This window comes from Psychrobacter sp. NPDC078409 (assembly GCF_050268505.1).
Lineage (GTDB): Bacteria > Pseudomonadota > Gammaproteobacteria > Pseudomonadales > Moraxellaceae > Psychrobacter.
The window spans coordinates 621287-647731 of the sequence record NZ_JBNNGW010000003.1 but is presented as its reverse complement, the minus strand read 5'-3'; the positions used below and the strand labels follow the sequence as shown (position 1 = coordinate 647731).

Below are 26445 nucleotides of genomic sequence, written 5' to 3'. Positions count from 1 at the left end.
GTCTGTCAACTTCTTTTTTTAATTTGTTTCAACAAGTTAACTGGGTTATTAATGTGTAATAACACACTAGCTACTTCCAGCTCGTCTTGATGAGGGCGTATTATAGACGGTTTAACTTTTGTGTCAACCCGTTTTATTAATGTTTTTAAACTTATTTTAGCAGATGAATAAATCTGTATTTCTTTCAATGGGTTATAAAATTGAGGTTCTCTACTTTCTTTAATACTAGTGCGCAATGCGATTTAATTCACCAATTTTCAATAAAGATAAGCTTGTTTGATCTTCATAACTCGACTTATTTACCCTGTCATTTTTGAGTATTTTCCTTAAACAAATTATCTCTTACATTTTTGAATGTTGATATTCACATGATTAGCACTATATAGGAGCTAAGTTATTTGGGGTTATATGATGCTTTCAATATACTGCGCTATATAGTGCAGTATCTGATACTACCTTTATCATAAGATATGGCTCTTATATTAGTCGTCGCGCAATCCCTTGATATCTAGTGTTGCGAGACGGTTTTTGCTATAATAGGTATTTTGCTGCATTACTTATATATGTTAGCTGTTATATTACTTCTATAGCAAAATGCGTTCTGCTGCAATGCTATTGATTTACTGACTTAGAGCCTTATATCAGTTCTAACATATATAGTTATAGTAAGACTCTAGGTAATGCGTCCCTTTCACAACATATCACGATGATTAGATATAATTGATGTGGTCTCACGGTTATATGATTGATGGTTGCAGTCATCACTGCCAACGGACCCAATAATAGGCGAATAGATTATGGTAGCGATTACTTTACCCGATGGTAGTGTAAAAGACTTTGAAGGTCATACAACAGTCATGGAAGTGGCACAAAGTATTGGGACAGGACTCGCTAAAGCGACGGTTGCTGGACGTGTAAATGGTCATCTGGTAGATGCACATGATCCTATCGTCGCTGATGCCAATGTTGAAATCGTAACGCCAAAAGACGACGACGGTGTCGATATTATTCGTCACTCATGCGCTCACCTGTTAGGTCATGCTGTTAAACAGTTATATCCTGATGTGAAGATGGTCATTGGTCCTGTTATTGATGATGGTTTTTATTACGATATCTTTAGTGAAACACCATTTACGCCTGAGCATATGGAAGCAATTGAAAAACGCATGATGGAGCTGATCAAGCAAGATTATGACGTTATTAAAAAAATGACGCCACGTGCCGAAGCGATTGAGATATTTGAATCACGTAATGAAGACTATAAGTTAAAGCTTATCAATGATATGCCAGGTGAAGAAGCGTTTGGCTTGTATCATCACCAAGAATACGTCGATATGTGCCGTGGCCCGCATGTGCCAAACACGCGCTTTTTGAAAGTATTTAAACTGACCAAAATGTCAGGTGCTTATTGGCGCGGTGATGCCAAAAACGAGCAGTTACAACGTATCTATGGTACTGCATGGGCTGATAAGAAACAGTTAAAGGCTTATATTCAGCGCATCGAAGAAGCAGAAAAACGTGACCATCGTAAAATTGGTAAAGCGTTGAACCTATTTCATATGCAAGAGCAAGCGCCAGGTATGGTGTTCTGGCATGCTAATGGTTGGACGATTTATCAAGTACTTGAGCAATATATGCGCAAAGTACAATATGACAATGGTTATGAAGAGATTAAAACCCCTCAAATCGTCGATCGTAGTTTGTGGGAGCGTTCAGGACATTGGGGCAACTATGCAACCAATATGTTCACGACTTCTAGTGAAAACCGTGATTATGCGGTAAAACCGATGAACTGTCCTTGTCACGTGCAAGTGTTTAATCAAGGTCTAAAATCTTACCGTGACTTGCCACTACGTATGGCTGAATTTGGTTCTTGTCATCGTAACGAGCCATCAGGTTCATTGCATGGTTTGATGCGCGTACGTGGTTTTACTCAAGATGATGCGCATATCTTCTGTACGCAGGCACAGATTCAACAAGAAGTTGCTGACTTTATTAAGCTAACGCTTGCGGTCTATGAAGATTTTGGCTTTGACAATATTATTATGAAACTGTCTACCCGCCCTGAAAAACGCGTTGGTAGTGATGAGTCTTGGGACTTTGCAGAAAAAGCGCTAGCAGATGCGCTTGATAGCTCAGGGCTAGACTGGGATTACTTACCTGGCGAAGGTGCATTCTATGGTCCAAAGATTGAGTTTAGTCTAAAGGATTCATTAGGTCGTATTTGGCAGTGCGGTACCATTCAGGTTGATCCAAATATGCCTGAGCGTCTCGATGCTGAGTTCGTCAATGAGCAAAACGATCGTGAAGTACCTATTATGTTGCACCGTGCAATCTTAGGTTCGTTTGAGCGCTTCATTGGTATTTTGATCGAAAACTATGCCGGTTGGATGCCAGTATGGCTAGCACCGCAGCAAGTTGTGGTCATGAATATCACCGATAAGCAAGCTGATGCATGTGAAAACGTGGTTAGCGAGCTCAAAAATGCAGGTTTACGCGCTATTAGCGACTTGCGTAACGAAAAGATTGGATTTAAGATACGAGAGAAAACATTAGAACGTATTCCCTATATGCTAGTATTAGGGGATAAAGAAGTCGAATCGGGCAGTGTTAACGTCCGAACTCGCGAAGGTGAGAACCTTGGCGTGATGAGTGTTTCTGAATTTATTACATTAGTACAGACCGCTGTCAGTAAAAAAGGCCGACAGACCCCAAAAACAGATGAGGAGTAATACCTATTAAACAGTCCAACCGTTTGAACATCAACGAAGATATCAATGTCAAAGAAGTCCGTCTCGTTAAAGAAGATGGCGAGCAAATGGGCGTGGTTGATATCGCAACCGCGATGAAAGCGGCACGTGATGAAAATCTAGATTTGGTCGAATTAGTTCCTGAAGCTAAGCCGCCAGTATGTAAGATCATGGATTATAAGCATTTTCTCTATGATCAAAAGCAAAAGGCTAAAGAAGCTAAGAAAAACCAAAAGCAGACTCAGCTTAAAGAGATGAAGCTACGTCCTAGTACCGAAGAGGCCGATTATCAGGTTAAACTGAGAAAAATCGTGAGCTTCTTGGAAGATCAAGACAAAGTTAAAATTAGCATCCGTTTCCGCGGACGTGAAATGGCGCACCAAGATATCGGTCGCAAACAACTTGATCGTATCATTGAAGATACTGCTGATATCTCAAACGTCGAACAGTACCCTAAGATGGAAGGTCGTCAGATGGGTATGCTGCTTGGACCCACTAAGAAAAAGTAATCTGTCTATTGGATTGCTTTGAGTGGTGGCTGTTAGTCTATATAGCTATTTATAACTCTAACCATCAATATGCTGCGGGATATTGATGGTTTTTTATTATGTGGACTCAAAAACTGCTGTAATAAACATAGCTATATTGAACATAAATAGCCTAGCATCATTGACTGACGCTATTTTACAAAATCCACCTTCTCAACTTTCTGATTACACGGTAATCTAAAGGTCTAGTTATGTTTGCTCGTCAGTATTTAGCAGTCACTAGTGATCATTCGATAAAAATTAGTATGAGCTAAAGATAATTTATAAGTGTAAAAAAGCTAAGTGTATAAATAAAAACAATGTATATCACGACTGTCAGAGTCGTTGACAAAAAACACTTCCCTTCTCCGATATCAGAGGTTATTTCATGCAAGAATTGACGCCACCAGAAAACGCTACAACTCCCAGTATCTCTCTAACAGCACCTGAACCTGTGAAAGAAATACAGAAAAGTGAAGCAGATCAGATGGTCAAATTGGATGAAAGCCAAATTCCTGAGCTCGATGCCAAGGTTGATGCTTTTGTTGATCATGTGATTACTAACTCTGTGCATAGCGATGAGTTTCGACAGAACGTGCAGTCTATTCATAATCTAGGTACCAAAGAGATTCGCGAATCTGCACAAGTATCTAACCGAATGTTAGATTTTCCCGCAAAAAGTCTGAATGACAGCTTATTCGACAACTCTCCTATCGCCAAATCGCTAACGGAACTACGTGGTATTGTTGAAGACTTAGATCCGAGCAAAAAGGAGCTGACCAGCTCCCGCAAGCTGTTCGGTCTCATTCCATTCGGCAACAAAGTACAAGATTATTTCCGTCAGTATGAGTCAGCGCAGTCGCACATCAATGCCGTTGTGACCAGTCTCTACAATGGTAAAGACGAGTTACTCAAAGACAATGCGATGATTGAGCAAGAAAAAGTCAACATGTGGGAGCTGATGCAGTCTATTCGCCAGTATGTCTATGTTGGCAAAAAGATTGATGAGCAACTTGAGCAAAAGGTCTATGCGATAGAAGCAACAGATCCAGAAAAAGCGCGCATTATTAAAGAAGAGATGTTGTTTTATGTCCGTCAAAAAAACACTGACTTTTTAACTCAGTTAGCAGTGAATGTACAAGGCTATTTGGCGCTTGATACCATTCGCCGTAATAATTTAGAGCTGATTAAAGGTGTTGATCGCGCAACCACGACTACTGTATCTGCATTACGCACGGCTGTGGTCGTTGCTCAAGCAATGACCAATCAAAAATTAGTACTAGATCAAATCACTGCGTTGAATAAAACGACTAGTAGTTTGATTGAATCAACGTCAGCGATGCTCAAGCGTCAGTCAGGTGAAATCCATGAGCAGGCGACTAGCAGTAGTATTGAGCTTGATAAACTGCAAAATGCTTTCAATAATGTCTATGACACTATGGATATGATTAGTAATTATAAAATTGAAGCGCTAGAGAATATGAAGCAAACGGTCAATACACTGACCACGGAAGTAGATAAAGCACAAAAATACTTGGATAAATCAAATCAGACTACGGTACTAGAAGTTTCAAAAGAGCTGGATAGTAAAAAAATCACTAACCAATCAAGTAGTGTCGATATCGATATTTGATTCGTCCCTATAGCGGTCGTCAGAAAACTGACCGCTTCCTGCTACCGAATACACATAAGACAATTGACGCAAGATATTGCAACGTCGTTCGTGTTAAGATAGCCACTATTAATAATTTTAAAAATAGATACGGTAATTTATGAGTTGGAATGATCCAAACGCCTCAAGTGAGGCAAAAAAATATGACAACCCGATTCCTAGTCGTGAGCTGATACTCAGCACGATTAATGAACATGGGGAAGTCACGCATCAACAATTGGCAAAAGCCTTTAATATTGATGATCCTGATCAGTTTGATGCTTTGGGCAATCGCCTAAAGGCAATGGCGCGTGACGGCCAAGTGAATCGTGATGGTCGTCCTTATCGCTATCGCACGGTGACTAAGCAAGATATCGTCTCAGGTACAGTTTCTGCACATCCAAAAGGTTTTGGGTTTGTGGTGCTAAGTGATATGCCAGATTTGTTTTTACATGAAAAACAAATGCGTTGGGTATTCAATGGCGATACGGTAGCAGCTGTCGGCACTTCGACAGACAATCGTGGACGTACCGAAGGGCGTATCGTTGATGTTGTCGAACGTCGTCAAAACAACTTTATTGGTACACTTGCTCGTGATGAAGACGGCTATTGTGTTGAGCTTGGTAGCCCAAACAATCATCAGCCGATTACGGTTACTGATGACAATGTTCAGGCGCTAAATATCAAACAAGGCGCTCCTGTTAAGGTCGATATCATTGACTGGCCAAACCAGCATGAATTTGCCACTGGTAAAATCACTGAAGTGCTGTCTGATGACAATGATCGTGAATTGATTATTGAGACTACCCTGCTCAACTATGATATTCCATCAGATTTTAGTGAAGCTGCGCTTAAGCAAGCCGATGATTATCAAGAGCCAACAGAAAAAGACATCAAAGGTCGTACAGACATACGTCATCTACCGCTTGTCACTATCGATGGCGAAGATGCTCGTGACTTTGATGATGCTGTATTTGCTGAAAAGCGTTCTGGTGGTAATTACCGTGTCGTGGTTGCGATTGCGGATGTCAGCTATTATGTGACACCGAATTCACCACTTGACCAAGATGCCTATGAGCGTGGTACTTCAGTATACTTCCCGCATCGTGTAATTCCGATGTTGCCTGAAGTGTTATCTAACGGTCTATGCTCATTGAACCCTAATCTAGATCGCTTATGTATGGTTGCTGATATCAAGATATCGCGCGCTGGTAAAGTGACTGGATATGAGTTCTATCCGTCAGTGATGCACTCACAAGCACGTCTCACCTATAATCAAGTAAATGATTATCTTGTGAATCCGAATGATAAGAGATTACCTAAATCATTAACGGGTAATAAAGACGTTAAAAAATCTGTTGATACCTTACATCAATTGTATGAGCTACTGCTTAAAAAGCGTGAAGAACGTCATGCAATGGAATTTGAAACGGTTGAGACGTATATCAAGTTCAACGAGAAAGGCGGAATCGAAGCGATTTTACCGCGCACTCGTGGCGACTCTCAGAAGCTAATCGAAGAGTGTATGCTCCTTGCCAATACTTGTGCTGCAAACTTCGCGCTTAAACATGAGTTACCAGTTTTATATCGTAACCATGATAAGCCTGATAATGAGAAGTCGATGCGTATTCATGAATATGCAAAAAACTTTGGCTTACCATTCCCAGAAGAGAATCCAACTCAGGCGGACTATCAGCGCATTATTGAAGCAACTAAAGATAGACCAGATGCCATCAGTATTCATAGCATGCTACTGCGTTCAATGATGCAAGCAAACTATGCACCTGACAATATTGGTCACTTTGGCTTAGCATATGACGAATATAGCCACTTTACCTCGCCGATTCGCCGTTATCCAGATTTGATGCTGCATCGCGCGATTAAAGCGAAAGTCACTAATAGCCAACAGCCTGTTATGGACTTTTCTCTTGAAGGTGCTGGTACACAAACGTCAGATACAGAGCGCCGTGCAGAAAAAGCATCACGTTATGTAGAGTCTTGGCTCAAGTGTCATTACATGACCGATCATGTTGGTGAAGAGTTCGAAGGCGTTGTGACTACGGTTACTAGCTTTGGTCTATTCGTCACATTGACTGACTTATATATCGATGGTTTGGTTCATATTTCAAACGTTGGCGATGACTTCTTCGTCTACGATGAGCAGCAACAGCAGCTTATCGGTAAAGATAAAGGCACGCTATTTGGACTGGGCGATTCGGTTAAAGTGAAGGTTGCGGGTGTCAATATGGATCTGCTACAAATTGACTTTGATTTGAAGGCTAAATTGCAATCTAGTGCAATGAACCAGAGCAAAAAAGGTCAACCGAAGAAAGAACAGTCTAAGAAAACTCCAGCAAAAAGAAGCAGCAACCGCAGAGGCGCTGCCAAAAAAAGCTAAGCTTAGACTGATACTTAGATACTGGTGTTGTAATACAATAAAAAAGGCTAACGTGATCGTTAGCCTTTTTTATGCTATGTACTTTTCAATCATCAATGATATAGCTATTTATTGTGCCTATTGCGCATCGTCCAATTGGTCTACACGGTCTTGTTCGGCTTGCTGTGCTAGGTCGATTTTACTGGTCGCACTATCTACAATAGCTTTCGGCTGTTGACTAAGTGGCTGGCTAGTTATATCTGTATCAGAGGTAGCTACTGTAGAATCAGGCTGTTCAGCCGCTACACTACTGGTTGCAATCTCTCTATTTTGTTCACGACTATTGCCATTGATAATGTTAAAGCCGAGTAATGCCACAATACCAATTACTGCAAAGATAATAACGTGTTTCATTTCCATAAAAAGCCCCGTATTTGAATAACCACCAAATATAGATTCTGTTGCACTTTTTATGCCTAAACCTTATTTAACACTTAATACCTATTCTTGCGGACTATTATTATTCAATAAATCCGTCTCATCTGAGCTTTGAGCAATCTCTTGCTCAACCTTTTCCATCAACTTATCGTCAGGACGGGCGTCGAGAACCTCATTAGCACTGCGACCTTGTAAAATGGTTTTGGCTCGAGCCTTGGCTTGTTTTTTATCTTGGTCATCCGTATGGCTCTCGCTGACCTGATTTGTTTCAGCAGGTTTGGGGGTAGTCGGCGTAATCGTTATATCAGATTGAACATTATTAGTATTGTTGGCACTGCTTTGCATGTGTTCAAAGGCTTTTTCTAACTTGTTATTGAAGCGCAGACGATAAATAGGCTCAGGTAAGCTAAAGCCTTTATCTTCTAGTGCGTGCTTGGTCTCACGAATGGCGATACTGCGTGCTTTGGCAAAATCAGTCTCTGATTGATCTACCCAAACCTGAAACTCCAAAACAATATTAGAATCACCCACATTGGTAATAACCGCAATCGCCTTTGGTTCATTCAAGACAAACGCCAGCGTATGTATCGCATCCAATCCGACTTTGATTGCTGCTAAAGGATCATCATTGGCATCAACGCCCAATTCAAAAGTAAATCGACGCTCAGGGTTTTTGGTGTAGTTTAGAATGGTACCTTTAAAGACTTCAGCATTAGGAATGCGCAGCTGATTACCATCCAGTGTCATCAGTATCGTCGCGCGCGAGGTCAAACGAACCACGATGCCCTCTTGTCCATTAATCACGATATGATCACGGGCACGAAAAGGTTGGCGAATGCTCAGCATTAGTGAAGCGATATAATTTTCAATGGTATCTTTGACTGCGAAGCCAACCGCAATACCAATGACACCTGCCCCACCAAGCAATGTGCCTAAAATAGTCTCTGCCCCTATCAGACTTAGTCCTAAAATCAGACCAAAGATAATAAAGATGACTTTGACCGTTTGTGACAGCAGCTCAGCGACAAATGGATTGGGCGTCAGACGTTGCCACATCTTTTTGCGATTAGATAACCAACTGCCAAACCATGCTACCAAGGCAAATATAACGATGCCAACCAATAGTAGCGGTAGCGCCTTCACTAGATTGGTCACCTGCGCTTTTAGACCTTGATAGACCGTTGAGACATTCTCTTGAACATCTAGTGTGCGGTTAATTCTATCTTCTACAGTGACGACATCTGTTAGTCGGTTGGTTAAGTTGATCGCTTGTTGTGCTTTTTTTTCGTTGGCTGTTTCTCCCGTTAGGGTAACGACCCCTTGGGTGACACTAACATTGACGGCTTGTAAGCCTTCGATTTCAGAGAAAATACCGCTGATACGTTGACGAATATCGTTGTCTTTTTGCGGTGTGGGTGTGGTCTCGATTTGTGCGTTATTAGTGCTTTCGCCACTGATTATTGGTGGCGTAGCTGGCGTTGGCAATGAGCTGGCAGGTTCTGTGACTTCACTGTCTGATGTCTCATTTTCTGATATAGCAGAATCATCGTTAGATACGCTTGCCTCTGTCGTATCTACACTTTCAGTTGTCTCTATACCTAGCGCTGCTGCGATACCAGAAATCTCTTCACTGGCAGCATGCGCTGAGGACGCAAAAAGGATGCTTAGTAACAACACTATTTGACCCCACGCTTTTATAAAACTGCGTACTATCGGACGGTCAATATAAGTGGCCATAAGCATCCTTTATTTTTTATGGATTTTTCTCGCTTAGCTAGTTGTTAGGAATTAGCTGTCTGGCTTTATTTAGCTATCTAAATAAAGCTGTGCTTCGCTTAAGTTCAGCGTGCCTTCGTAGATAGCACGACCAGTAATGATACCTTCGATACAATCACCATACGGCTTTAACAGCTCAATATCTTTCATATCGGTAACGCCACCTGATGCAATCACAGGTAATCCGCCTTCACGCGCCAAATTAACGGTTTGTTCGACGTTAACGCCTTGCATCATGCCATCGCGAGCGATATCAGTATAAACGATTGACGACACGCCTACATCTGCAAAGCGCTTAGCAAGCTCGGTCGCTTTGGTATCTGTCACGTTTGCCCAGCCATGAGTGGCTACCATACCGTCTTTGGCATCGATACCTACGATGATATGCCCTGCAAATTCGCGGCAAGCTTCAGCGACAAAATCAGGATCTTCAACAGCTTTTGTACCGATAATGATATACGTCAAACCTGCGGTAATATACTGCTCGATAGTGTTCATGTTACGTACACCACCACCCAGCTGAATAGGCAGGTTCGGATAGGCTTTGGTGATATCATTGACCACTTGTCTATGTACTGGCACGCCATCAAAAGCACCATTCAAATCGACCAAATGCAAACGACGCGCGCCTTCATCTACCCAACGTGCTGCCATGGCAACTGGGTCATCAGAGAACACCGTATCATCTTCCATACGGCCTTGTTTTAAACGTACACACTTACCATCTTTTAAATCAATAGCCGGGATAATGACGGGCACAGCACACATATAGCATTCCTTATAAAGCACAAGATTGGCAATAAATTTATTAAATTAAAATTTTGAGAATGAAACGTTATCGAGGCATCAAATAACGAGAGAAAACGCTGCTTAAAAGTAGCATAAATTATGGACAGATCGAAAACCAAGACATCGCTAAGTTAGCAATCTGTTTGAATACAAATAAGAAAGACAGAAACTAGACAATCATAACCATAAGTTTTAGTACGTAGAATCACTACCAACAATCGTTAAATTCTATTACTGACTGGCAATTTTAGGTCAATTTAGCGTATAATCCTAGGTAAATTTTTATTTGTTTCTATGTGATAGTAACCATGTGTTACGCTTTTTGTTGAGTTGTTACGACTCACTAATACAGTATGGTGATCAGGATGGATCGAGCAATCGTTCAATACGCCAATAAAATATTGGCCAAGAAATTGCTAAAAAGGACTATCTGAAAAATTTCAACCAATAGTCTCTAAACCATCGATTCTGCGGTATTTAACCTTAATTAGATGTCTTGCAAGTCCCTATCACTAGCTAACTATATTAAAACCGTTACGATTAAAACTATAGCAGCTTATAATAAGTGAGGTTTGCTTATCAGTTGCTTAGCTAGTTTGTCTTTTAACCAGTATATCATCTACCTTAATAGATCGTTATTTGGCCACACTCTTATTCTATCGAATATCTTTAAACGATATTAGTGAACGAGAGATGGTCAAACATACTGGTGTTACAAGTTTTAAATTTCAATGAAACGTGTGATAAAGCCATTTGTATTTAAACCAGTCTCTTTTAGCCATGTGCTGTAGCGATTGGTTTCGATGAAACGGTTTTAGCATACACCTTGGTAGCCAGTCGCCACTTTGGTAATTCGAATAAGACATTAACGTGTTGTTAAGGAGTCTAAGGTCAGCGTTAATACTCTTACTAGTAGTTATGATCATGTATTGTCTTCACAGAGCTTTCATCCCTATTTCACTATAAAGGAAATAGACGATTGAAGGCTTTGTTGAGTGATACAAATGTTCATGCTACCGATATACCAAACAGGACGTCTGGTATCGTTTTAGACTATGGACTAAGTTTTCGCTTATGATTACCATCAAAAAAGGTTTGGATTTGCCCATCACTGGTGAACCCTCCCGCGAGATATCTGAGCACCAACCGACACATGTAGCACTTGTTGGCTATGATTATGTGGGTATGAAGCCCACTATGAATGTCAAAGAAGGTGACATTGTAGCCAAAGGCCAGCCCGTTTTTGAAGACAAAAAACGTGTTGGCGTGATCTACACTGCCCCTGCTGCCGGTAAGGTCGTCGCTGTTAAACGTGGCGAACGTCGAGTGTTTGAGAGTCTTGTGATTGCGGTCGACCCAAATGGTGAAGAAGTAGACTTTGAGCGCTATGACTCACAGCAGCTTGCTGACCTAGACTCTGAAGTCGTTGAAACCCAACTGATTGCCTCTGGCGAATGGACGGCGTTCCGTACGCGTCCTTATAGCCGCGCACCCGAAATCGGCGCTCGTCCACATGCTATCTTTGTCACAGCAATGGATACCAATCCACTTGCCTTTGACCCGATGCTTGTGATCAATGAGCAGCTACAAGCGTTCAATGATGGACTTGCTGTATTATCTACGCTTAGTCCAAAGACCTTTGTCTGCCATCACGGCGATACCCAACTGACGCCAGTTGCAAAGACTGCAGCGAATAACGTCACTGAGTATCATGGTTTTGCTGGTAAGCATCCAGCTGGTCTTGCTGGTACGCATATTCATTTTTTGCATCCTATCAGCCGCGGTGTGACCGTATGGACGATTGGTTATCAAGACGTGATTGCCATCGGTAAATTGTTTACGACAGGTCGTCTATATACGCGCCGCATGGTGAGCTTAGCAGGTCCTGCTGTCACCAACCCACATTTGGTTATGACTGAGCGCGGTGCTGATATCACTGCATTGACCAAAGGTAAGCTGGCTGCTGGCGAGAACCGTATCATTTCAGGTTCAGTATTGTCTGGTCGCAAAGTGTTTGAAAACATCGCCTATCTGGGTCGTTTTCACAATCAGATCAGCGTATTGACTGAAGGTCGTGAGCGTCCTGCGTTCCACTTCTTTACTCCAGGTAAAAACCGCTTCTCAAAACTGCCTATCTATATTTCGCAGTTCTTTGGTGGCAAAAAGTACGACTTTACTACCACAAGTAACGGCTCACCACGAGCGATGGTACCAATCGGTGTCTATGAAGAAGTCATGCCACAAGATTACCTACCAACTCAATTACTACGTGCATTGATCGTCGAAGACATCATTAGCGCCGTAGATTTGGGTGTGCTTGAACTGGACGAAGAAGATTTGGCACTATGCACCTTTGTATCTCCTGGCAAATATGAATTCGGTGATATTTTGCGTGATAACTTAACGCGCATTGAGCTGGAGGGCTAACCACGATGAAATTTTTACACAATATGTTCGATCGTATGGAGCCATCTTTCACCAAAGGCGGCAAACACGAAAAGTACTACGCTATTTTTGAGATGTTTGATACGTTCTTACGTCAACCAAGCTCAACCACTTATGCGTCATCACATGTACGTGACGGGATTGACCTAAAGCGTATTATGATTACCGTATGGCTATGTACCTTCCCAGCGATGTTTTGGGGTATGTACAACATTGGTCATCAAGCACTAACCGCTATCGCTCAGCTTGGCTTACAGCCTGAAGGCTGGCGTACTGTTATCACTAGCATGGCAGGCTATAATCCAGACAGTATCTGGGCAAGCTTCGTCTATGGTGCGATGCAGTTTTTGCCTATTTACATCGTGACGTTTGCGGTAGGTATTCTCTGTGAGATTATCTTTGCTGTCGTCCGTGGACACGAAGTTAACGAAGGTTTCTTTGTGACTTCAGTTCTATTTGCATTATGTCTACCACCTGATATTCCTTTATGGCAAGTTGCCCTAGGTATTATCTTTGGTGTAGTTGTCGCAAAAGAAGTGTTCGGTGGTACTGGTAAAAACTTCCTTAACCCTGCCCTATCGGGTCGTGCATTCCTATACTTTGCTTATCCAGCCTATATGTCTGGTGACTCAGTATGGACAGCAGTAGACGGTTTCTCAGGTGCAACCCCTCTTGGCCTTGCAGCACTTGGTGTGGTTCCTCAGGACTTCGTCGACGTCTATGGTAATGCGATCACGTGGAGTGATGCATTCTTAGGTAACATGCAAGGTAGTATCGGTGAAGTATCGACGCTAGCCATTCTAATGGGTGCGGCAGTGTTGCTATGGACGCGTATTGCTTCTTGGCGCATTATGGCAGGTTGTGTGGTCGGTCTGATTGCTACGTCTCTTGTATTCAACATGATTGGTTCTGAAGACAATATGATGATGAGCTTGCCGTTCTACTGGCACTTGGTTATCGGTGGCTTTGCTTTCGGTGCTGTATTTATGGCAACCGATCCAGTATCAGCTGCGCATACAAACAAAGGCCGCTGGGCTTACGGTATCTTGATTGGTTTTATGACCGTACTGATTCGCGTCATCAACCCTGCTTTCCCAGAAGGCATCATGCTGGCCATTCTATTCGCCAACTTATTTGCTCCATTGTTTGATTACTTTGTGACTCAAGCAAATATCAAACGCCAAACCGCTCGGAGGGTTCGCTATGTCCAAGCCCAAAAGTAATAACGCGAAAACCATCAGTGTGGCTTTGACGCTATGCTTGGTGTGTTCAGTGTTGGTTTCAGCAGTGGCTGTTGGTCTAAAGCCTGCGCAAGTTGAAAACGCACGTTTAGATCGTAACAAAAACATCTTAGTTGCGGCTGATATGTATGACGCTGAGTCTGATACAGCAGATGATGTCGCCGAACGTTTTAAAGATTTTGAAGTAAAAATCATTGATCTAAACGAAGGTACTTATCTCGATGACGATGCGCTAAAAACTGCTGGCATCCCTGATCGTAATGCTTATGACGCCAGTCAAGCGACAAAAAACCAAGCTTTAAGTGAAGACTTGGGTGACAACGATCCTGCTGGTATTGGTCGTAAGCCAAAATATGCCAAAGTCTATGTCAAAAATGATGACGCAGGTCAGCCAGAAACGGTTGTATTGCCAATTCAGGGCTACGGCCTATGGGGCACTATCTATGGTTTCTTAACGCTCGAAAGTGATATGAATACCATCAAAGGTATCAGTTTCTATGAGCATAAAGAAACCCCAGGCCTTGGCGCTCGTATCGAAGAGCCAGAATGGCGTGCAAAGTGGAGCGGTATCGAGTCCTATGACGAGAATGGTAACGTTGCCACTGGTGTAACCAAAGCTGGTAACCCAAAAGAGAACTGGGTTGATGGCATTAGCGGTGCAACATTGACTAGCCGCGGCGTCAGCAACATGATTCAGTTTTGGTTAGGTGAGCAAGGTTATAAGCCTTATCTAGATACGCTACGCGAAAAGAGCGGCCAAACGGTTGAAGGTGCAGACACGCAAGCAAATCAATCAAAGCCGGCAGCTCAACCTAAAACCGAATTGGCAGCCAAGCTACCAGTAGCAAACGGCAAGGAGGCATAACATGGCTGACACTAAAAGCATTTTAACCACGCCTATCTTTGATAATAATCCTATTGCCCTACAGATCCTTGGTATCTGTTCGGCATTGGCTGTCACCACCAGCATGGCTAACGCTATGGTCATGTGTGTGGCATTGACCTTGGTAACGGCATTTTCAAGCTTCTTTATCTCGATTATCCGTAAGCAGATTCCATCAAGCATTCGTATCATCGTACAGATGACGATTATTGCTTCGTTGGTTATCTTGGTTGATCAGGTACTAAAAGCAGTTGCTTATGACGTCAGTAAAGGTTTGTCAGTCTTTGTTGGTCTGATTATTACGAACTGTATCGTTATGGGCCGTGCTGAAGCATTTGCTATGAGCAACCCACCTATCCCAAGCTTTTTAGACGGTATTGGTAACGGTCTTGGTTACTCAGCAGTATTGCTATTCGTTGCAACTATCCGTGAGCTATTGGGTGCTGGTACTTGGTTTGGTATTACGATTCTACAGCCAGTCACTGATGGCGGTTGGTACATACCAAACGGTTTATTATTGTTACCACCATCAGCGTTCTTTATCATTGGTTTGTTCATCGCTGTTGTCCGTATCTGGAAACCAGAACAAGTTGAAGAAGCTGAGTTTGTAATGAAGCCGCAGTCTAAAGGCATGGCACATGGAGGCGGTCACTAATGGGACATTATGTTAGTTTATTTATAACCTCAGTCTTTATTGAGAACATGGCGCTTGCCTACTTCTTAGGCATGTGTACTTTTTTGGCCGTATCCAAAAAAGTCTCTACAGCGATTGGTCTAGGTGTTGCGGTTGTTGTCGTAATGGCAATTACGGTTCCACTAAACAATTTACTATTCCAGTTCATCCTAAAAGATGGTGCGCTGGCATGGGCAGGGTTCCCTGATATCGACTTGAGCTTCTTAGGATTGCTAAGTTATATCGGTTTGATTGCAGCCACCGTACAGATCCTAGAGATGTTCTTGGACAAGTTTGTACCGAGTCTATATAACGCACTTGGGGTATTCTTACCACTAATCACCGTAAACTGTGCCATCTTAGGTGGTGTACTGTTTATGGTTGAGCGTGACTATAACTTTGGTGAATCTGTTGTCTATGGTGTGGGGGCAGGCTTCGGTTGGGCACTTGCTATTACAGCATTGGCGGGTATCCGTGAAAAGCTCAAATACTCAGATATTCCAGCACCGCTGCGTGGTCTTGGTATTACTTTTATCACGGTTGGTCTTATGTCGCTCGGCTTTATGTCGTTCGGTGGTATGTCCATCTAAACCGCTAAGCTCAAAGCTTTCATTAGCTATTTGACTTATTTAATTCATTTATTCGGTAGAGGTTTGGGTACAGCATAGATTATGCCCCTACACCCCTACCCCATAGATTAAGGATACCTACCATGGATTACGCTACGGCGATTGGTGGCGTTGCTATGTTTACCTTGATCATCATGGGCCTTGTCGCTATTATTTTGGCGGCGCGCTCAAGACTGGTCAGTTCAGGCGATGTCACTATCCATATTAATGATAATCCCGATAATGATGTGGTGACACCAGCTGGCGGCAAACTACTACAAACGCTAGCGGGCGAAGGTATATTTTTATCTTCAGCTTGTGGTGGTGGTGGTACTTGTGCGCAGTGTCGTTGCCGCGTTATTGAAGGTGGTGGTTCTATTTTGCCCACCGAAGAAGGCTATTTTACTCAAGGTGAAATCCGCAATCACATGCGCTTAGCTTGTCAGGTAGCTGTTAAGCAAGACATGAAAATTGAGATTGACCCTGAGTTCTTTGATGTACAGAAATGGGAATGTGAAGTTATCTCTAACGATAACGTTGCTACCTTCATTAAAGAGCTGGTACTAAAAATTCCAGAAGGCGAAGAAGTAAACTTCCGCGCTGGTGGTTATGTACAGTTGGAAGCGCCACCGCATGAAGTGCATTACAAAGACTTTGTGGTTGATGAAGAATATAGAGAAGACTGGGAAAAATTCGGTATCTTCAACTATGTCTCAAAAGTTGATGAGCCAGTTATCCGTGCTTACTCGATGGCTAACTATCCTGAAGAGAAAGGCCTCATCAAATTTAATATCCGTATCGCCAGTCCACCGCCACGTGGTCCTGACGGTATTCCACCAGGCAAAATGTCTTCATGGGTATTTAGCTTAGTACCTGGTGACAAAGTGACGGTTTCAGGTCCTTATGGTGAGTTCTTTGCCAAGAAGACCGAAGCTGAAATGATCTTTGTTGGTGGTGGTGCTGGTATGGCCCCAATGCGTTCGCATATCTTTGATCAGCTCAAACGCTTGAACACAGATCGTAAGATTAGCTTCTGGTATGGTGCTCGTTCTATTCGTGAGATGTTCTACGTTGAAGACTATGATCAGCTAGAAGAAGAGTTCGATAACTTTGAGTGGCATGTTGCACTGTCTGACCCATTACCAGAAGATAACTGGGAAGGTCCAACAGGCTTTATCCATAACGTATTGCTCGAAAACTATCTGAAAGATCATCCAAACCCAGAAGACTGTGAATATTACATGTGTGGGCCACCGATGATGAACGCTGCCGTAATCGACATGCTACACAGCATGGGCGTGGAAGACGAAAACATCATGCTTGATGATTTCGGTGGTTAAGTTAGAGACTTAATCTAACCGCAGAAATGTAAGAATAAAAAAGAGTCTCAATTGAGGCTCTTTTTTTGTGCGATTTTTACACACAACTGTGGCTTGGTAGGCTACAAATCTAGCTAGTAGAGTCGCTTTATTATCCTATATTATGGACTATCTAAACATTGAGAAAGGACTCTTATGAAAACGAAATACAAAGATCTAACCATTTGGATCACAGGCGCTTCTAGCGGTATCGGCCAAGCATTAGCTGTTGCGTTCGCCAAACGCGGGGCTAGGATTATTCTAAGTGGACGTGACAGTGATAAGTTAGATGTGGTCAAAAACAGCTGCAAACGCGCTAACAAACATATTGTCGTTTCTTTTGATATCAGTGATGCCAATCAAACCAAAGAAGCTTATGCTGCTGCTAAAGCTCAGGCGGGGAAAATCGACTGGCTTATCAATAACGCTGGTATCAGTCAGCGTTCGCTCATTATGGACACGGCTGAAGAGGTTGAGCGTCAAATCATGGAAATAGATTATTTTGCTCAGACGCGCCTTACTAGACTTGCGTTGCCTGACATGATTGCACAAGGCGGCGGCAAAGTCGTGATGGTCTCGAGTGTGGCAGGCCTATTGGGTACACAATATCGCGGTGCTTATGGGGCAGCCAAGGCAGCGCTGCATATGTGGGCAAACAGCTTGCGTGCTGAGCTACACGACCAAGGTATCGAAGTAGCCACGATATTCCCCGGGTTTATCCAGACTAATATCTCTATAAATGCGTTGACTGGCGACGGTAGCGCACAGGGTACGATGGATGAGGCAACCAATAACGGTCTGACTGCGACTGAGTTTGCCAAACAAGTCGTGAAGGCGCTCGCCAAGGGAGAGGAATATATTATCGTCGCTGGTCGCAAAGAAAAACTGGCCACACGGGTCAACCGCGTCTCTCCGCCAAAACTCTATAAGCTCATACGTGAGTCACAAGTAAAATAATCCGCTCAACCGAACGAATTGTCGCTGAATGGTGCCTTCATTAGTATTTTTGGGTTCAAGGGGTGTAAAATAAGCGTAGCTTGTTTTACACCCTACTCATTTCTACGCCATACCGAAAATATTATGAAAAACACTATATCCAGCTTATCTTCCAAAAAACCTCTGCACCTTACCTTAGTAAGCGTCGTCAGCCTTGCCAGTACTTTAGGTGTCAGCGCTTGCCAGCAAACCCCAGACTATAACTATCTGATCGGTGAGACAATGGGGACGAGCTACCATATTAGCTATCAGTTGCCTGATGATGCAGACGAAGCTGCCATACAAGCTGCGGTAGACGAGCGCCTAAAACAAATTAACGATAGCATGTCTACTTATCAAAATGACTCAACGATATCTACATTCAATCGTTTGGGCAAAGACAAACCTATCACTATCGATGCGGATTTTAGTCGTGTGCTCGATGTCTCACAAATTGTCTATCAGCAGTCTGGCGGTGCTTTTGACCCTACCGTTATGCCACTCGTAAATACATGGGGCTTTGGAAGTACCATGACGGTCGAGCGCCTACAAAGCCCACCGACCGCCGTTGAGATTGCGCAAGCCAAAGCATTGGTCGATTTTAAGAGCATTATAAAGAAAGACGACACCATCTATAAAACCAAAGATGGCGTTGGTTTAGATTTTTCTGCCGTTGCCAAAGGTTATGGCGTCGATGTCATTGCTGATGTGCTGAGAGATGATTATCAAATTCGTAACTATATGGTTGAGATCGGCGGTGAAATAGCCACCTCTGGTGTGAACAACCAGCAGCAGCCATGGCAAATTGCGATTGACGCCCCTATTGAAGGCAGTACGGTCAGCGAACGTCAAACCATATCTGCTATTCGCCAGCCAAAGAATACGGCTAGCCAAATGCATCTAGCGACCTCTGGTAACTATCGCAACTCTGTCATATTCGATGGCAAACGCTATAGCCATACTATCGATCCGACAACGGGTAACCCTATTGCAGGCGGCGCACCTTCAGTTACTGTCGCAGCTGATTCAGTTGCATTGGCGGATGCGTGGGCAACTGCCCTTACCGCGATGCCTTATCACAAAGCACTAGACCTCGCTAAAACGCAAAATCTGGCGGCTATGTTCGTGGTACTAGCTGACGATGTAAAATCAAAAGGTTCTGACGATATGTCCAACGAAGCTACTGACGATGATATTGACGACTGGCAGGTGGTACAAACACCAGCGATGAAAGCATTACGTGCTGATAAAAAGCTCTAAACGCTCTTCAAACTCTAGATGGCACACTCTAACAGCCACTGGTAAGTGATAGATGTGAAACAAGAGAATACGTTAACGCACAACGAGCTGCACTAAAATTTGCTATACTATTATACAGTTGTTATTAACGGTGCTTAGCTGGCATGAACTTAGACAGCACCACTAATAACTGCCCTATTTTTTAAAATGAGGTTTCCTCTATGCTTAGCCAACTGCTTCCTATGCTTGCCATTACTTTCACCGTATTTGTCCTATTCTTCATTTTTATGGGCGTCGGTTATATGGTCAAAAAAAAGCCGCTTAGAGGATCTTGTGGCGGTGTTGCCAAATTGATGGGCGACGAAAATTGCTCGTTTTGTGGTAATGATCCCAATAAGTGCGATTCACTAATCGCTGAACAGCAAGAGAATGCATTAAGAGCTGCTCAATTGGGTAAATCGGTTTAATAGCCTATTGGTTACCATACGCTGGTAGCATTTACCTGACATATGTTCTTATAATAGCGTCAAGTCCTGTAAAAGTGACTTGGCGCTATTTTTATTGTGCGATAAGACTATTTATTTAAGATTACTTATTATCGCCATCTCTTATTATCACTGTTCTATAGCCGTAACTCGAAGTAACCACAAATGCATTTTGACTAACATGTCTGCAAATTTAGCAAAGTCAGTTAAGCAAATTGTATGTCTTACGCGCTACATATATTTTTCGGTCTCATTTAAGATATCGCTTACCGTTTAGGTACGTGTCTGGGTAAATGCTCTCTGGTGTTATTTTATAAGCGGCGATTTCTTGGCGCTGTCTAATAACGTGTTTTTTTCGCTGTCATCGTTGTGCTGCTATGTCTACCTCGTCCAATCTATCTGCTTCATCTAGCCTGCCCTCCTCACGCTTTACCTTTTGGTTGGTGCTGTGTGCCATGATTCTGCTAGCCACCAATATGCGTGCACCTATCGTCGCGCTAGGTTCTATCGCCCCAGTGGTAAAGGACGCGCTTAATATCTCTGAGTTTCAGATAGGCTGGCTAGGAGCAGTGCCTATGCTGAGCTTTGCCGTTGGTGCGCTGATTTCTCCAACCATTGGTAAGCGATTCGGGCTAGAAAATACACTGATTGCCATGATTGGGCTGTTAACGGTAGGGATGATTATTCGGACCGCTATCCCGACATGGAGTGGGTTTTTAATTGGTACTTTGCTACTTACCCTCGCCATTGGTTTCGCTAATACTTTAGCAGCACCGGTCATTAAGCAGCGTACCCCACAACATATTCCGCTGATTACAGGGTTGTTTAGTCTGACGATGACCACAGCAGCAGGTATCGTCGCAGGCGTCGTATTACCGCTATCGGAGCAGGTTGGTTGGCAGTGGGCATTAGGCGGTTGGACGATACTAGGTGTTTTTGCTTTCGTGATTTGGCTGTTCTTACGTGTGCGTTTGGGTTCATCTAACCATCAAGCGGTCATCCCTGCGGCGTTAGGTTCTTCTGACATCTCTATGTGGCGAACCACTTTTGCGTGGCAGATTGCTATTTTTATGGGATTACAGTCATTATTGTTTTACACCGTTGCTAGTTTTTTACCGTCGATTTGGGTGAGTAAGGGACTATCTGCCGTCAGTGCTGGACAAATGGGTTCTGTATTTCAGTTTATGGCACCAGTTTCTATTTTAAGCTTAACTTGGTTGGTCAATCGCGGTCGCCCTATTCAAGCGCTAGCAGTGTTCGCCGCTGTGCTAAACGTCGTTGGTATATTGGGCGTCAGTTACCTACCGACTGATTTGGCATGGCTATGGTCAGGCATGATGGGCATGGGCTGTTCGGCGATTTTCACCTTAAGCATGATGCTGTTCTCGATGCGTACTTATACGACCAATCAGGCAAGTGAGCTGTCTGGTATGGCTCAAGCAGTTGGTTATGTCATTGCGTTTTTTGGACCATTGGGTACAGGCTGGCTGCATGAAATAACTGGTAGCTGGAATATGCCTCTTTTTATTATGTTGATACTGATGATTGCCAACGTCGTGATTGCTTGGCTTGTTAGTCGTCCAGTAATGGTCGATGGCAAATATATTTGATTGCTATCAGCTTTCATTTCTATCAGTTTTTGTGGTCTACAAGGTTATGATTGCTAACGCGCAATAAAGCGGCCTTAAATTAACCTTAGGGCAATATAGGTCACTGTCTTATTTTGCTATAGTCAATTCAATATAACTTAGATACTTAATATAAGCTGGATACTCAATATAATCCGGATAAAAAGACGGCGTGTGAAAGTACTACCAATAGTAGACTGAGCGAGCCTGACGATTTATCCGACTGATACTGTATCTGGTTTAGATAGGATTTGACTAGACACTGGTTTGATTGCATATAGGACATAACACCCATGATGAAATTTCCCTCTCGTTTTGCTCAGCGCTTGCCTGCTATTGCCATGCTCGCAGCTGTAATGGCTATCAGTGGCTGTCAAAAAGATGCTGAAACCACATCTGCTACTGACACGCAGAGTACCCGTACTGAAGCGACTAACAGTAAAACCAGCACTGCTCCAATAGTCACTGAAACCGCAGCAACAACTGATCAACAGGTCAAATCCTCATCACTTACTATTCTAGCGCTTGGTGACTCACTGACAGAAGGTCTGGGAGTGGACAAAGACGACAACTATCCTGCTCAGTTAGAAAATCGTCTGCAAGAGATGGGCTACGCTAACGCTAAAGTTATTAACTCAGGTCTAAGCGGTGAAACCAGTACGGGATTGGTCAATCGATTGGACTGGGTATCGCAGACCAAACCTGACATCACTATATTGACCATTGGTGCTAACGATGCGATACGCGGTATCGATGTGGCAACCATTGAAGCCAATATTCGTACTGCGGTTAAGCATCTGCAAGACAATGGCAGTGTCGTCGTCTTAGGCGGTATGTCAATCTATGACAATCTAGGCAGTGAATATGTTGCCGCATTCTCAGACATTTATCCTCGTATTGCGAAAGACATGAATCTAACGCTCATTCCGTTTTTCTTAGAGGGCGTCGGCGGTGACCGAGAGCTTAACCAAGCAGATGCGATTCATCCGACCAAAGAAGGCTATGAGATTATCGTCAATAACAATATCTTGCCTATTCTAGAGCCGAAATTAAATGAACTAGAAGAGTTAAAAGAGTTAAAAACAGCCGATACCGATAACACAGCTACGACTGCTCAAGACAATATGACGAAAAATAAGACAAACGAGACTATTTAACGAGACTATTTAACGAGACACTGTAATGACATTATCATCTTCGACTGCCACAGCAACGCTACAAGCAGACGCTAAGACACAATCCCTACTGACCGCTTCACAATTAAATAAAACCGTGCAAGTCGGTGAGCAAAATCTGTCCATCATTAAAGACGTAGATATCTACGTTAATGCTGGCGAGTTTGTGGTCATCATGGGCAAATCAGGCTCGGGTAAATCTACTTTGTTAGGTTTACTCGCAGCATTAGACTATCCCGATAGTGGTACGGTGTCGCTGGCAGGTCAAATGCTTAGCAGTCTTGACGAGGATGCGCTTGCCGTTATTCGACAGCAGGATATGGGCTTTGTCTTTCAGTCGTTTCATCTACTGCCCACACTAACCGTCGCTGAAAATATCGCCTTTCCACTTGATATTGCCAGACGTCCAAACCCATCACGCGTAGACGAGCTGATAGATGCGGTCGACTTAGGTCATAGACGTAACAGCTTACCCAATCAGTTGTCAGGTGGTGAGCAGCAGCGTACAGCGGTGGCGCGAGCACTGGTATCGCATCCAAAGATTGTCTTTGCGGATGAGCCAACAGGCAACCTAGACGAGCAAAATGCCGATCAAGTTATGCAGCTGCTATTGGACTTACGCCAACAGGTTGGCTCGGCACTGGTGGTCGTGACTCATGATCCTGCACTTGCCGAGATGGCAGATCGCGTCATCACCATGCATGACGGCCGCATTGTACCTACATGAATAACTGGATTGTATCTTAATGAATAGTAAGCCCACAGACAACAAATCGCCTGATACAAAAAAGACTGCTACCAGTATGCATCAAGAGTCCAGTTATCCTAGCGGCATTCTTAGTCAGCTATTTACCCGTACTCTAGGTTTTCAAACCCTAGGCTCGCAAGCACTCAGCCGTAGCTGGTGGCAGCGCTGGGTGTATCCTGTGTTGTTTCTACTGACGTTGACCTTGTCGCTTGCAACCTACCTGACCCTCGACTCGGTACAGCAGTCTGTCGATAGCTACATCAACGACAATCAGCGCGCGCTCGTTGGTGGGGATCTAATCCTAAACAGTAAGCAAGACTGGCCAAGCGAAGTATTGTCACAGGTAGAAACTCTCCCTAATACACAGACCGTGTATGACTATCAGTTTAGCGCCATGCTGGTCAATGATGAGCAAACCTTGCTTGCCAGTGTCAAAGCCGTCTCGCCGTCGTATCCCCTATACGGCACAGCGGAACTTGCCTCGGGGCAGCCGCTGTGGGATCAGCTAACATCTGACAGTGTGATAGTCGCGCCAGAAGTGCTCAGTAGTCTACAGGCCGATGTCGGCGACCGTATCACCATTGGCGATGCGCAGTTCACGATCAGTGATGTACTGACCAAAGAGCCTGACCGTCCGCTGACCACCTTTGGTTTCGGTGGGCGTGTGTTGATGAAACAAGATGCACTCCCGTCAACCAACCTATTGGGTCAACGCAGCCGCATAAACTATCGTATCGAAATGGCAGGCGATCCCGAGCTGATAACCACGCAGCGTGAACAGCTTACAGATATCCTGACCAATTATCCTGATATCGAGCTCTCTGATGCAGAGTCCGCAGACACTTCTGTCTCGCGTATCTCTGATAATGTGCTGATGTTTTTAAAACTGCTAGTCATCGCGGTGTTGCTACTATCTGCGGTTGCCATGTACGGTGTCATTAGTGCGTTTGTCAGTAAGCAGCAATCCAATAATGCCATTCGATTGGCGCTCGGCGAGCCACTTGTCTCACTCAAACGCAGCTATTATCAATTGCTTATCGTAACGACTGTCATTGCTTGTATCGCAGCGGTTGCCCTTAGTCTGGGTTTGCTCAAAATCGGTCAGCCGTATCTGGTGGCTATCTTGCCAGCCGATGTCGGCCTCGCCATTAATCCAATCAGTGCGATCAAAACTATTGTGATTGCCTTAGCCCTGACGTTACTGATTGCGCAGCGTGGTTTAAGCGCACTTAACACGACCAAACCCGCTACCCTACTCAATCAAGGGGCGAGCACGCAAACGCAAAACTTGCCTTGGTATCGACGCGTGCCGCTACTATGGTATGGCTTGGTGCTAGCAGGACTGTATGCCTTCTTTGCTTATGAAGTGGGTTCACTGTCATTAGGCGCACAGCTATTAGGCGGCTTGATCGGCTTTGTGGCGATATTTTGGCTGTTGGCACGTGGGTGGCTATGGCTGCTTAATAAGCTAGCGAGCAACACCAAGGTCAGCTGGATGCAACGTATCGCCATTCATAATCTGGCGCGTAAAGGCAATCAATCTGCGCTGTTCTTTGTCACCTTATCGCTATCGGTCGCGGTACTGACACTCATCACCACGCTCAATCACAGTATCAATGCGCAGTTTATCAATGCCTATCCTGAAGACGCGCCCAATCTATTTTTGCTCGATGTGCAGAGCGATCAACATGACGATATTGATGCGATCATTGAGGCGCCTGTTACCTATTATCCCGTCATTCGTGCGCGTGTGGAGACAGCAAATGATGTGGCGGCAAAAGATATCGAGCCTGCTGATGGGTTTGATGATCCCACGCGTGTCTTTAACTTGAGCTATTCAGATACGGTCATGGATACCGAATACATCACTGAATCGCTCACAGACGATGCGCTATATACCCCTATCGATGCGACAAATGAGCAAATCAAACCCTTATCTATCTTGGACACTGCTGCAGGTATGCTCAATGTCGGTATGGGCGATCAGGTACGCTTTAACATTCAAGGTATCGAAATCATCGGACAAATCACCAGTATTCGCACGCGCTATGAGCGTGGCCCAAGCCCGTATTTCTACTTCTTGTTTGAGCCGTCCGTGCTGTCCGCTGCCCCGCAAATTCAGTTTGCTACTGCACATGTGTCAGAGAGTGCCATTCCAGAACTGCAAGGCAAACTGGTACGCGAGTTCCCTGCTGTCACTACGATCGATGGCACTGCCATTGCCAAGCAAATTCAAGAACTGGTGGTACAAATGAGCCGCTTGGTCTATGTATTCACCTTGCTTGCTCTACTCACTGGGGTCATGGTGCTGATTAGCTCACTGCTATCTACTTCGCAAGACCGTATGAAAGACAGCGCGTCATTTAGACTGCTCGGTATGCAAAAGCGTGACTTGTATATGCTCAATATCCTAGAGTTGGGTGTACTTGGGATTAGCGCGGCGACCTTTGCCGTTGTTATCGCTAGCGTTGGCGCATGGGCGGCTATTACTCAATGGTTTAATCTACAGTTTAGTGTGCCGTGGACAAGCTTGGCGATTGGCGGTGCGGCGTTAATCATATTGCTGTTTGCTATTGCTATTATTTATGTGAGATTGGTGATTGGACGTGGGATTATGGCAAGGGTAAGGGCGATGATTTAGGACGAAAGTCAAAAAGGCTAGACCATATGTCTAGCCTA

Annotated in this window: 20 protein-coding genes; 17 read left to right on the top strand and 3 right to left on the bottom strand. The window is 43.9% G+C overall.

The window, feature by feature from the left end:
• Nucleotides 1–797 precede the first annotated feature (797 nt).
• The 4 genes from thrS to rnr all read left to right on the top strand — a co-directional run bounded on the left by thrS (nt 798) and on the right by rnr (nt 7326).
• Nucleotides 798–2732, top strand: coding sequence for a threonine--tRNA ligase (thrS, locus tag ACQKC9_RS08730; RefSeq protein WP_102091060.1), 1935 nt, complete (start codon nt 798–800; stop codon nt 2730–2732).
• Between the two features lie 23 nt (nt 2733–2755).
• Nucleotides 2756–3259: a translation initiation factor IF-3 gene (infC, locus tag ACQKC9_RS08725; RefSeq protein ID WP_057762155.1), complete on the top strand. Its 504-nt coding sequence runs from the start codon at nt 2756–2758 to the stop codon at nt 3257–3259.
• A gap of 406 nt (nt 3260–3665) precedes the next feature.
• Complete coding sequence (locus ACQKC9_RS08720) at nt 3666–4910, top strand: toxic anion resistance protein (RefSeq protein ID WP_427621409.1); 1245 nt, start codon at nt 3666–3668, stop codon at nt 4908–4910.
• A 139-nt stretch (nt 4911–5049) separates the two neighbouring features.
• Nucleotides 5050–7326, top strand: a complete 2277-nt coding sequence (rnr, locus tag ACQKC9_RS08715; RefSeq protein ID WP_427621408.1) for a ribonuclease R — start codon at nt 5050–5052, stop codon at nt 7324–7326.
• A 117-nt stretch (nt 7327–7443) separates the two neighbouring features.
• Here rnr and ACQKC9_RS08710 read toward each other — a convergent pair whose 3' ends face one another.
• The 3 genes from ACQKC9_RS08710 to hisA all read right to left on the bottom strand — a co-directional run bounded on the left by ACQKC9_RS08710 (nt 7444) and on the right by hisA (nt 10287).
• Nucleotides 7444–7725 carry a hypothetical protein gene (locus ACQKC9_RS08710; RefSeq protein ID WP_427621406.1) on the bottom strand — a complete coding sequence of 94 codons (282 nt, stop codon included), beginning with the start codon at nt 7723–7725 and terminating at the stop codon, nt 7444–7446.
• An 81-nt stretch (nt 7726–7806) separates the two neighbouring features.
• Complete coding sequence (locus ACQKC9_RS08705) at nt 7807–9480, bottom strand: mechanosensitive ion channel domain-containing protein (protein ID WP_427621405.1); 1674 nt, start codon at nt 9478–9480, stop codon at nt 7807–7809.
• A gap of 69 nt (nt 9481–9549) precedes the next feature.
• A complete protein-coding gene (gene hisA / locus ACQKC9_RS08700; protein ID WP_102091064.1) occupies nt 9550–10287 on the bottom strand; it encodes a 1-(5-phosphoribosyl)-5-[(5-phosphoribosylamino)methylideneamino]imidazole-4-carboxamide isomerase in 738 nt (245 codons plus the stop codon).
• 1095 nt (nt 10288–11382) lie between these two features.
• Between hisA and ACQKC9_RS08695 the strand changes: the two genes are divergently transcribed.
• The 13 genes from ACQKC9_RS08695 (at nt 11383) to ACQKC9_RS08635 (ending at nt 26407) form a co-directional block, all read left to right on the top strand.
• A complete protein-coding gene (locus ACQKC9_RS08695; RefSeq protein ID WP_238069994.1) occupies nt 11383–12735 on the top strand; it encodes a Na(+)-translocating NADH-quinone reductase subunit A in 1353 nt (450 codons plus the stop codon).
• Nucleotides 12736–12740: 5 nt separating this feature from the next.
• On the top strand, nt 12741–13976 hold the full coding sequence (locus ACQKC9_RS08690; protein ID WP_057762164.1) for an NADH:ubiquinone reductase (Na(+)-transporting) subunit B: 1236 nt from the start codon (nt 12741–12743) through the stop codon (nt 13974–13976).
• The gene (locus ACQKC9_RS08685; RefSeq protein WP_057762167.1) at nt 13957–14859 is read left to right on the top strand and encodes a Na(+)-translocating NADH-quinone reductase subunit C; all 903 of its coding nucleotides are present in this window, start codon (nt 13957–13959) and stop codon (nt 14857–14859) included. The genes ACQKC9_RS08690 and ACQKC9_RS08685 overlap by 20 nt, the downstream gene beginning before the upstream one ends.
• Before the next feature lies 1 nt (nt 14860).
• A complete protein-coding gene (locus tag ACQKC9_RS08680) occupies nt 14861–15532 on the top strand; it encodes an NADH:ubiquinone reductase (Na(+)-transporting) subunit D (RefSeq protein WP_057762168.1) in 672 nt (223 codons plus the stop codon).
• Nucleotides 15532–16140: an NADH:ubiquinone reductase (Na(+)-transporting) subunit E gene (gene nqrE / locus ACQKC9_RS08675; RefSeq protein WP_011281361.1), complete on the top strand. Its 609-nt coding sequence runs from the start codon at nt 15532–15534 to the stop codon at nt 16138–16140. The genes ACQKC9_RS08680 and nqrE overlap by 1 nt, the downstream gene beginning before the upstream one ends.
• A 122-nt stretch (nt 16141–16262) precedes the next feature.
• Complete coding sequence (gene nqrF, locus ACQKC9_RS08670) at nt 16263–17498, top strand: NADH:ubiquinone reductase (Na(+)-transporting) subunit F (RefSeq protein ID WP_102078341.1); 1236 nt, start codon at nt 16263–16265, stop codon at nt 17496–17498.
• A 174-nt stretch (nt 17499–17672) separates the two neighbouring features.
• Nucleotides 17673–18473: an SDR family NAD(P)-dependent oxidoreductase gene (locus ACQKC9_RS08665; RefSeq protein WP_427621404.1), complete on the top strand. Its 801-nt coding sequence runs from the start codon at nt 17673–17675 to the stop codon at nt 18471–18473.
• Nucleotides 18474–18596: 123 nt separating this feature from the next.
• Nucleotides 18597–19751 carry an FAD:protein FMN transferase gene (locus tag ACQKC9_RS08660; protein ID WP_427621403.1) on the top strand — a complete coding sequence of 385 codons (1155 nt, stop codon included), beginning with the start codon at nt 18597–18599 and terminating at the stop codon, nt 19749–19751.
• Nucleotides 19752–19951: 200 nt separating this feature from the next.
• Nucleotides 19952–20197: a (Na+)-NQR maturation NqrM gene (gene nqrM / locus ACQKC9_RS08655; protein WP_057762175.1), complete on the top strand. Its 246-nt coding sequence runs from the start codon at nt 19952–19954 to the stop codon at nt 20195–20197.
• Between the two features lie 395 nt (nt 20198–20592).
• Nucleotides 20593–21825, top strand: coding sequence for a CynX/NimT family MFS transporter (locus tag ACQKC9_RS08650; RefSeq protein ID WP_427621402.1), 1233 nt, complete (start codon nt 20593–20595; stop codon nt 21823–21825).
• 311 nt (nt 21826–22136) lie between these two features.
• Complete coding sequence (locus ACQKC9_RS08645; RefSeq protein WP_427621400.1) at nt 22137–23000, top strand: arylesterase; 864 nt, start codon at nt 22137–22139, stop codon at nt 22998–23000.
• 25 nt (nt 23001–23025) lie between these two features.
• On the top strand, nt 23026–23745 hold the full coding sequence (locus ACQKC9_RS08640; RefSeq protein WP_427621398.1) for an ABC transporter ATP-binding protein: 720 nt from the start codon (nt 23026–23028) through the stop codon (nt 23743–23745).
• 19 nt (nt 23746–23764) lie between these two features.
• A complete protein-coding gene (locus ACQKC9_RS08635) occupies nt 23765–26407 on the top strand; it encodes an ABC transporter permease (protein WP_427621397.1) in 2643 nt (880 codons plus the stop codon).
• The last annotated feature ends 38 nt before the right edge of the window (nt 26408–26445 follow it).

Bases quoted from the DNA above. Each gene is read 5' to 3' on its own strand.
- thrS (WP_102091060.1), top strand. From the start codon at position 798: ATGGTAGCGATTACTTTACCCGATGGTAGTGTAAAAGACTTTGAAGGT.
- ACQKC9_RS08720 (WP_427621409.1), top strand. From the start codon at position 3,666: ATGCAAGAATTGACGCCACCAGAAAACGCTACAACTCCCAGTATCTCT.
- rnr (WP_427621408.1), top strand. From the start codon at position 5,050: ATGAGTTGGAATGATCCAAACGCCTCAAGTGAGGCAAAAAAATATGAC.
- ACQKC9_RS08710 (WP_427621406.1), bottom strand. From the start codon at position 7,725: ATGGAAATGAAACACGTTATTATCTTTGCAGTAATTGGTATTGTGGCA.
- ACQKC9_RS08705 (WP_427621405.1), bottom strand. From the start codon at position 9,480: ATGGCCACTTATATTGACCGTCCGATAGTACGCAGTTTTATAAAAGCG.
- hisA (WP_102091064.1), bottom strand. From the start codon at position 10,287: ATGTGTGCTGTGCCCGTCATTATCCCGGCTATTGATTTAAAAGATGGT.
- ACQKC9_RS08695 (WP_238069994.1), top strand. From the start codon at position 11,383: ATGATTACCATCAAAAAAGGTTTGGATTTGCCCATCACTGGTGAACCC.
- ACQKC9_RS08690 (WP_057762164.1), top strand. From the start codon at position 12,741: ATGAAATTTTTACACAATATGTTCGATCGTATGGAGCCATCTTTCACC.
- ACQKC9_RS08685 (WP_057762167.1), top strand. From the start codon at position 13,957: ATGTCCAAGCCCAAAAGTAATAACGCGAAAACCATCAGTGTGGCTTTG.
- ACQKC9_RS08680 (WP_057762168.1), top strand. From the start codon at position 14,861: ATGGCTGACACTAAAAGCATTTTAACCACGCCTATCTTTGATAATAAT.
- nqrE (WP_011281361.1), top strand. From the start codon at position 15,532: ATGGGACATTATGTTAGTTTATTTATAACCTCAGTCTTTATTGAGAAC.
- nqrF (WP_102078341.1), top strand. From the start codon at position 16,263: ATGGATTACGCTACGGCGATTGGTGGCGTTGCTATGTTTACCTTGATC.
- ACQKC9_RS08665 (WP_427621404.1), top strand. From the start codon at position 17,673: ATGAAAACGAAATACAAAGATCTAACCATTTGGATCACAGGCGCTTCT.
- ACQKC9_RS08660 (WP_427621403.1), top strand. From the start codon at position 18,597: ATGAAAAACACTATATCCAGCTTATCTTCCAAAAAACCTCTGCACCTT.
- nqrM (WP_057762175.1), top strand. From the start codon at position 19,952: ATGCTTAGCCAACTGCTTCCTATGCTTGCCATTACTTTCACCGTATTT.
- ACQKC9_RS08650 (WP_427621402.1), top strand. From the start codon at position 20,593: ATGTCTACCTCGTCCAATCTATCTGCTTCATCTAGCCTGCCCTCCTCA.
- ACQKC9_RS08645 (WP_427621400.1), top strand. From the start codon at position 22,137: ATGATGAAATTTCCCTCTCGTTTTGCTCAGCGCTTGCCTGCTATTGCC.
- ACQKC9_RS08640 (WP_427621398.1), top strand. From the start codon at position 23,026: ATGACATTATCATCTTCGACTGCCACAGCAACGCTACAAGCAGACGCT.
- ACQKC9_RS08635 (WP_427621397.1), top strand. From the start codon at position 23,765: ATGAATAGTAAGCCCACAGACAACAAATCGCCTGATACAAAAAAGACT.